5 protein-coding genes are annotated in these 6,537 nt (G+C 69.3%); 4 read left to right on the top strand and 1 reads right to left on the bottom strand.

Features of this window, described 5'->3' with window-relative positions:
- Positions 1–221: 221 nt before the first annotated feature.
- Positions 222–596, top strand: a complete 375-nt coding sequence (locus ADBZ6I_RS15060) for a hemophore-related protein (protein ID WP_526385216.1) — start codon at positions 222–224, stop codon at positions 594–596.
- 10 nt (positions 597–606) lie between these two features.
- On the opposite strand, the gene ADBZ6I_RS15055 is transcribed toward ADBZ6I_RS15060, so the two are convergent.
- Positions 607–1,308 (bottom strand): TVP38/TMEM64 family protein, encoded by a 702-nt coding sequence (locus tag ADBZ6I_RS15055; protein WP_526385214.1) that lies wholly within the window; start codon positions 1,306–1,308, stop codon positions 607–609.
- A gap of 107 nt (positions 1,309–1,415) precedes the next feature.
- Between ADBZ6I_RS15055 and mutA the strand changes: the two genes are divergently transcribed.
- The 3 genes from mutA to meaB form a co-directional block, all read left to right on the top strand.
- Positions 1,416–3,275 (top strand): methylmalonyl-CoA mutase small subunit, encoded by a 1,860-nt coding sequence (mutA, locus tag ADBZ6I_RS15050; protein WP_526385212.1) that lies wholly within the window; start codon positions 1,416–1,418, stop codon positions 3,273–3,275.
- Positions 3,276–3,277: 2 nt separating this feature from the next.
- Positions 3,278–5,590 (top strand): methylmalonyl-CoA mutase, encoded by a 2,313-nt coding sequence (scpA, locus tag ADBZ6I_RS15045; RefSeq protein WP_526385210.1) that lies wholly within the window; start codon positions 3,278–3,280, stop codon positions 5,588–5,590.
- Between the two features lie 29 nt (positions 5,591–5,619).
- Positions 5,620–6,537 (top strand): methylmalonyl Co-A mutase-associated GTPase MeaB (gene meaB / locus ADBZ6I_RS15040; RefSeq protein WP_526385218.1); only part of this gene is annotated, 918 nt, incomplete at its 3' end.

Below are 6,537 nucleotides of genomic sequence, written 5' to 3'. Positions count from 1 at the left end.
TCGGCTGCGGCGCTGGGAGCTGTGAGAACGGCTAGAGCGAGACCGACACCGCCGGCCAGCGCTGCCATTCCTTGTCGTGTGCGTTGCATGGGTGTCCTTACGTCGACAGACCGCAGTTTAGCGAGAAATTGACTCCCGGAGCGGTGGAGCGGCCGAATCCCGCTACTTTAAGCTGACGCGAACCCTATGCTGACGCGATCCATCTTTTGAGGGGGAGGGCTATGAAACCCACAACACTGCTCGGGCGTGCGGCGGTATCGGCGATCGGTGCCGGCGCTGTGGCGATGGGTTTTGCTGCGCCCGCGCCGGCCGCTCCGGCCCCCGTCGTGCCGGGCTGCACGGTCGCCGACGTCACCAGCGTCGAGACCGGGGTGGCCGCCGCGATGACGGCGTACCTGTTCACCCACCCGGACGTCAACAACTTCCTGTCCGGCCTGCAGGGCCAGTCCAAGGACGCGGTCAAGACTCAGGCCCAGGACTTTTTCGCGGCCAATCCGCAGGTCAAGGCCGAACTGGACGGTATCCGGGCCCCGGGCATCGATCTGCGCAACCGCTGCAACATCCCGGACACCGCCGTAATCCTCGGCGTTCTGTAGGGCAGTGGCGTCAGTGCGGCCGCCGGGTCTCGTAGACCAGGCCGGCGAGACCGACGGCGGCGGTGCACAGTGACACCAGCACCAGCAGCGGACTGACGTTGCCGGTCATCGCGTCGCCGAGAATCACCACGGCGGCCGTCCCGGGGAAAAGGCCGACCAGCGTCGCCAGGAAATAGGGACGGGCCTCGACCGAGGACGCGCCGGCCGCGTAGTTCAGTACGGAGAACGGCACCGCCGGGATCAGACGCAGTGACAGCACGGCCGGCCAGCCTCGCGCCCGGAGTCGGGCATCGATCGCGTCGACCCGAGGGTGGCTCACCAGGTTGCTGAGCTGCCACCCCAGCGCCCGGATCAGGTACAGCGCCAGCAGGGCGCTGATCGTGCTGGCCGTCACCGCGATCGCCACCCCCAGCCCGGGACCGAACAGCAGACCGGCGGCGAGGGTGAACGCGGTGCGGGGAAACGGCAGGACGGTCACCACGATGTGGGCGGTCAGAAACGCCAGCGGGAACCACGGTCCCAGCGACCTCGCCCAGTCGCGAAGCTGCACCGCCGTCGGCAACGGAACCAGAACGACGACGGCCACCGCCACTGCCACCGCCAGGCCGGTCAGCAGGATGCGGGTGCGGCTGACCTGCCGGGCGGTGGCCGCCGTGGCCGATACGGCATCGCGCAGGATGCTCAGGCCGCGCCTCAACACGGATGAGCTCATCCGGACCACGATATCGGGCTGCCCGCTGCGGTCTCCGGACATGACCTGATTTAGCCTGAGGGACGGTGCCCATTGCGAACGCCGCCCGACGATCACAGGAGCTGCCGGTGTCCCCAGTCACGGAGGAAGGCCTGGACCAGGCTCGCGCTCGGTGGCGTGTCGCCGTCGGCGACGTGCTGGCAAAGAGCCGTCGCGACTCGGGGGACAACTCGACGGACATCAACGAACCGGAGCGCTTGCTGGAATCGCCCACCTACGAGGGCTTTCCGATCCGTGCGCTCTATACCGCACTCGACGCGTTGCCGGAGCCGCCGCTGCCCGGCGAGTGGCCCTATATACGCGGCGCCGACCGCAACCGCGACGTGCTGGCGGGCTGGAAGGTCGCCGAGCAGTTCCCGGCGCCGGGGTTCTCCGGAGCTTCAGCCAAGGGCAACGCCGAGGTGCTCGACGCCCTGGTCGAGGGAACCAGCGCCCTGGTGCTGCGGGTCGGCGGCACCGGCATCCCGGCCGCCGAGCTGGACCGCTGGCTGGACGGCGTCTACCTGGAGCTGGCCCCGGTGATCCTGGATGCGGGGGCCGACTTCACTGCCGCCGCCGAGGCCGTCATGGGCCTGGTTGCGGGCGCCGACGACAGCCGACGCGCCCAGATGTCGGTCGACCTCGGCGCCGATCCGCTGACGGCGTCCCTGAGCGGACGACCGTCGCCCACGCTCGACGAGGTGGCCGAGGTGGCCCGGGCGGCCGCCGGCCGGCCCGGGGTGCGGGCCGTCACCGTCGACGGTCCGGCGTTCCACAACCGCGGCGCGAGCGCCAGTTGGGAACTTGCCGGTGCGATGGCCGCCGCATCGGACTATCTGCGGGTGCTGACCGAATCCGGGCTCGGGGTGGCGCAGGCCCTGCGGCAGGTCAGTTTCCGGCTGGCCGCCGACGACGACCAGTTCATGACCATCGCCAAATTCCGTGCCGCCCGCCAGCTCTGGGGCCGCATCGCCGCGGTGCTGGGCCGCCCCGACAGCGGGGCGACGCGCGTGCACGCTGTCACGTCATGGGCAATGACGACACAGCGCGACCCATGGGTGAATATGCTGCGCACCACCGTCGCGGCGTTCGGCGCCGGCGTCGGCGGAGCGGACACGGTCGCGGTCCTGCCCTTCGACGCGGCCATCCCCGGCGGATTTCCCGGTTTCACTGCCGATTTCGCCCGGCGCATCGCCCGCAACACCCAGCTGCTACTGCTGGAGGAGTCCCACCTCGGTCGGGTACTGGACCCGGCGGCCGGCTCCTGGTTCGTCGAGGACCTCACCGAAACGCTTGCTGCGCAGGCCTGGTCGCACTTCCAGCAGATCGAATCCCGCGGCGGTTTCCGGCAAGGCGGCGACTACCTCGCCGAGCAGATCGACACCGTCGCCACCCGCCGCGCCGACGACATCGCCCACCGCCGGAAAGCCGTTACCGGCGTCAATGAGTACCCCAACCTTGCCGAGGTCCCGCTGGCCACTGCCGCCGGGACGCCGGCGGCGAGCCGGTACTCCGCCGCGTTCGAGGCGCTGCGCGACCGCTCCGACGCCTACCTGCAGCGCACCGGCGCTCGGCCGAAGGCTGTGCTGCTGCCGCTGGGCCCCATGGCGGAGAACAACATTCGGGCCTCCTTCATCGCCAACCTGCTGGCCTCCGGCGGCATCGAGGCCGTCAACCCCGGCACGGTGACTCCCGATGGTCTGGCGGAGGCCATCGGGGACGCCGGCACCAGGGTGGCAGTCCTGTGCGGGACCGACGCCCGTTACGGCGAGGAGGCCGGCGAACTGGTGGCAGCCGCCCGCGCCGCCGGCCTTGAACAGATCTATCTGGCCGGGCCCGAGAAGGCCGTCGCCGGTGTCCCCGCCGAAGGGCGGCCCGACGGCTATCTCACCGCGAAAATCGATGCCGTCGAAGCACTCTCGGCGCTGCTGGCGAAGCTGGGAGCCTGACAATGACACACTCCGATGTCACGGCGGTACCGAGTTTCGCCGACGTTGCGTGGCGCGACGACGACACCGAGCCGATCTGGTCGGAGCCGACCCCGGCCGCCGCCACCGAGCACGTCGACGCGGCCGCCCGAGCCCACGGGTATGTCGCCGAGCAGCTGAACTGGCACACCCCCGAAGGGATCGTCGTCAAGCCGCTCTTCATCGGCGCCGACCGGGATGCGGCGGTAGCGGCCGGCTACCCGCTGGACAACTTCCCGGGTGAGCCGCCGTTCATCCGGGGCCCGTACCCGACGATGTACGTCAACCAGCCCTGGACCATCCGTCAGTACGCCGGCTTCTCCACCGCGGCGGATTCCAACGCCTTCTACCGGCGCAACCTCGCGGCCGGGCAGAAGGGCCTGTCGGTGGCGTTCGACCTGGCCACCCACCGCGGCTACGACTCCGATCACCCGCGGGTGCAGGGCGACGTCGGGATGGCCGGGGTGGCCATCGACTCAATCCTGGACATGCGCGAGCTGTTCGACGGGATCGACCTCGGTGGGGTGTCGGTGTCGATGACCATGAACGGCGCCGTGCTGCCCATCCTCGCGCTGTATGTCGTGGCCGCTGAGGAACAGGGTGTGCCGCCGGAGAAGCTGGCCGGGACCATCCAGAACGACATTCTCAAAGAGTTCATGGTCCGCAACACCTACATCTACCCGCCCACGCCGTCCATGCGGATCATCTCCGACATTTTCGCCTACACCAGCGCCAAGATGCCGAAGTTCAATTCCATCTCGATCTCGGGCTATCACATCCAGGAAGCCGGGGCCACAGCCGATCTCGAGTTGGCCTACACCCTCGCCGACGGTGTCGACTACATCAAAGCCGGGATCGACGCCGGCCTGGACATCGACAAGTTCGCCCCCCGGCTGTCCTTCTTCTGGGGCATCGGAATGAACTTCTTCATGGAGGTCGCCAAGCTGCGCGCCGGCCGGCTGCTGTGGAGTGAACTGGTCGCCCAATTCGGAAGCCAAAGCCCGAAATCCAGGTCATTGCGCACCCATTCGCAGACTTCCGGTTGGTCGCTCACGGCGCAGGACCCCTTCAACAACGTGGCCCGCACCTGTATCGAGGCGATGGCCGCCACCCAGGGCCACACCCAGTCGCTGCACACCAACGCCCTCGACGAGGCATTGGCATTGCCCACCGATTTCTCGGCCCGTATCGCCCGCAACACACAGTTGCTGCTGCAACAGGAGTCCGGCACCACCCGGCCGATCGACCCGTGGGGCGGTTCCTATTACGTGGAATGGCTCACCCACCAACTTGCCGAGCGGGCACGCGCCCATATCGCCGAGGTGGCCGAGCACGGGGGGATGGCGCAGGCGATCAGCGACGGCATCCCGAAGCTGCGGATCGAGGAGGCGGCCGCCCGGACCCAGGCCCGCATCGACTCCGGACAACAGCCGGTGATCGGCGTCAACAAGTACCAGGTCGACGAGCAGACCGACATCGAGGTCCTCAAAGTCGAGAACAGCCGGGTGCGCGCCGAGCAACTGGCCAAGCTGGCGAAGCTGCGGGCCGAACGCGACGAGCCCGCCGTACAGGCGGCGCTGGCCGAATTGACCAGGGCGGCCGGCACCACGGCGGACGGGCTGGCGGCCGGCACCACAGCGGACGGGCGGGCGGACGGGCTGGCGGACGGGCTGGGCAACAACCTGATGGCGCTGGCCATCAACGCCGCCCGGGTCAAGGCCACCGTCGGGGAGATCTCCGACGCGCTGGAGAAGGTCTACGGTCGCCACCAGGCCGAGATTCGCACCATTTCGGGGGTATACCGCGACGAGGTTGGGGCAGGAGGAAGCATCACCGCACTTTCCGAGGCCACCCGGCTGGTGGAGCGCTTCGCCGAGGCGGACGGCCGCCGGCCCCGCATTCTGGTCGCCAAGATGGGTCAGGACGGACACGACCGCGGCCAGAAGGTCATCGCCACCGCCTTCGCCGACATCGGTTTCGATGTCGACGTCGGCTCGCTGTTCTCGACCCCCGACGAGGTGGCCCGGCAGGCCGCCGACAACGACGTCCACGTCGTCGGAGTGTCGTCGCTGGCGGCCGGGCATCTCACCCTGGTGCCGGCGCTGCGCGACGCGCTGGCCGAGGTGGGCCGTCCAGACATCATGATCGTGGTCGGCGGGGTCATCCCGCCCGGCGACTTCGACGAGCTGTACGCAGCGGGCGCGACCGCCATCTATCCGCCCGGCACAGTCATCGCCGAGGCCGCGGTCAGCTTGGTGCACAAGCTCGCCGAGCGGCTCGGTTACGACCTGGACTGAAAGGCCCACAGGTGACGGGCCGAGAACCGTTGCACGACAGCGATATCCCGGTACTCGCCGAGGCGATCCGCCAGCGTGACCGTGCCGCGTTGGCGCGGGCGATCACGCTGGTCGAATCGACCCGAGCCGACCACCGGGCACAGGCCCAGCGGCTGCTCATGGAGCTGATGCACGGTGCCGGTACGGCCGGCTCCGCCGGCGGCGCCGGCCCGGCCATGCACGTCGGCATCACCGGGGTGCCGGGGGTGGGGAAGTCCACCACCATCGAGGCGCTCGGTATGTACCTCATCGAGAGCGGTCACCGGGTAGCGGTGCTCGCCGTGGACCCATCCTCGACCCGCAGCGGGGGCTCGATCCTGGGGGACAAGACTCGCATGGCCCGGCTGGCCGTCCAGCCGGATGCCTATATCCGCCCGTCGCCGACGTCGGGGACCCTGGGCGGGGTGGCCAGGGCCACCCGGGAGACCATCGTGCTGTTGGAAGCCGCCGGGTTCGACGTGATCCTGGTCGAGACGGTCGGCGTCGGCCAATCCGAGGTCGCGGTGGCTAACATGGTTGACACCTTCGTCTTCCTCACCCTGGCCCGCACCGGTGACCAGCTGCAGGGCATCAAGAAGGGTGTGCTGGAACTGGCCGACATCGTCGTCGTCAACAAGGCCGACGGCGCCCATGCCACCGAGGCCAAGGCTGCGGCCCGCGAACTGAGCGCCGCCATCCGGCTGATCTACCCCAGGGAAACCCTCTGGCGCCCACCGGTCCTCACCATGAGCGCTGTGGAGGGGGTCGGCCTGCGGGAACTGTGGGACACCGTGCTCCGGCACCGCGACGTCCTGACCGGCGCCGGTGAGTTCGACGCCCGCCGACGGGCACAGCAGGTGGACTGGATGTGGGCCATGGTCCGCGACGCCGTCCTCGATCGGGTAATGACCCACCCGGCGGTGAAAGGC

Source organism: Mycobacterium sp. (assembly GCF_044342925.1).
Lineage (GTDB): Bacteria > Actinomycetota > Actinomycetes > Mycobacteriales > Mycobacteriaceae > Mycobacterium.
This window is presented reverse-complemented; position numbering and strand designations above follow the sequence as displayed.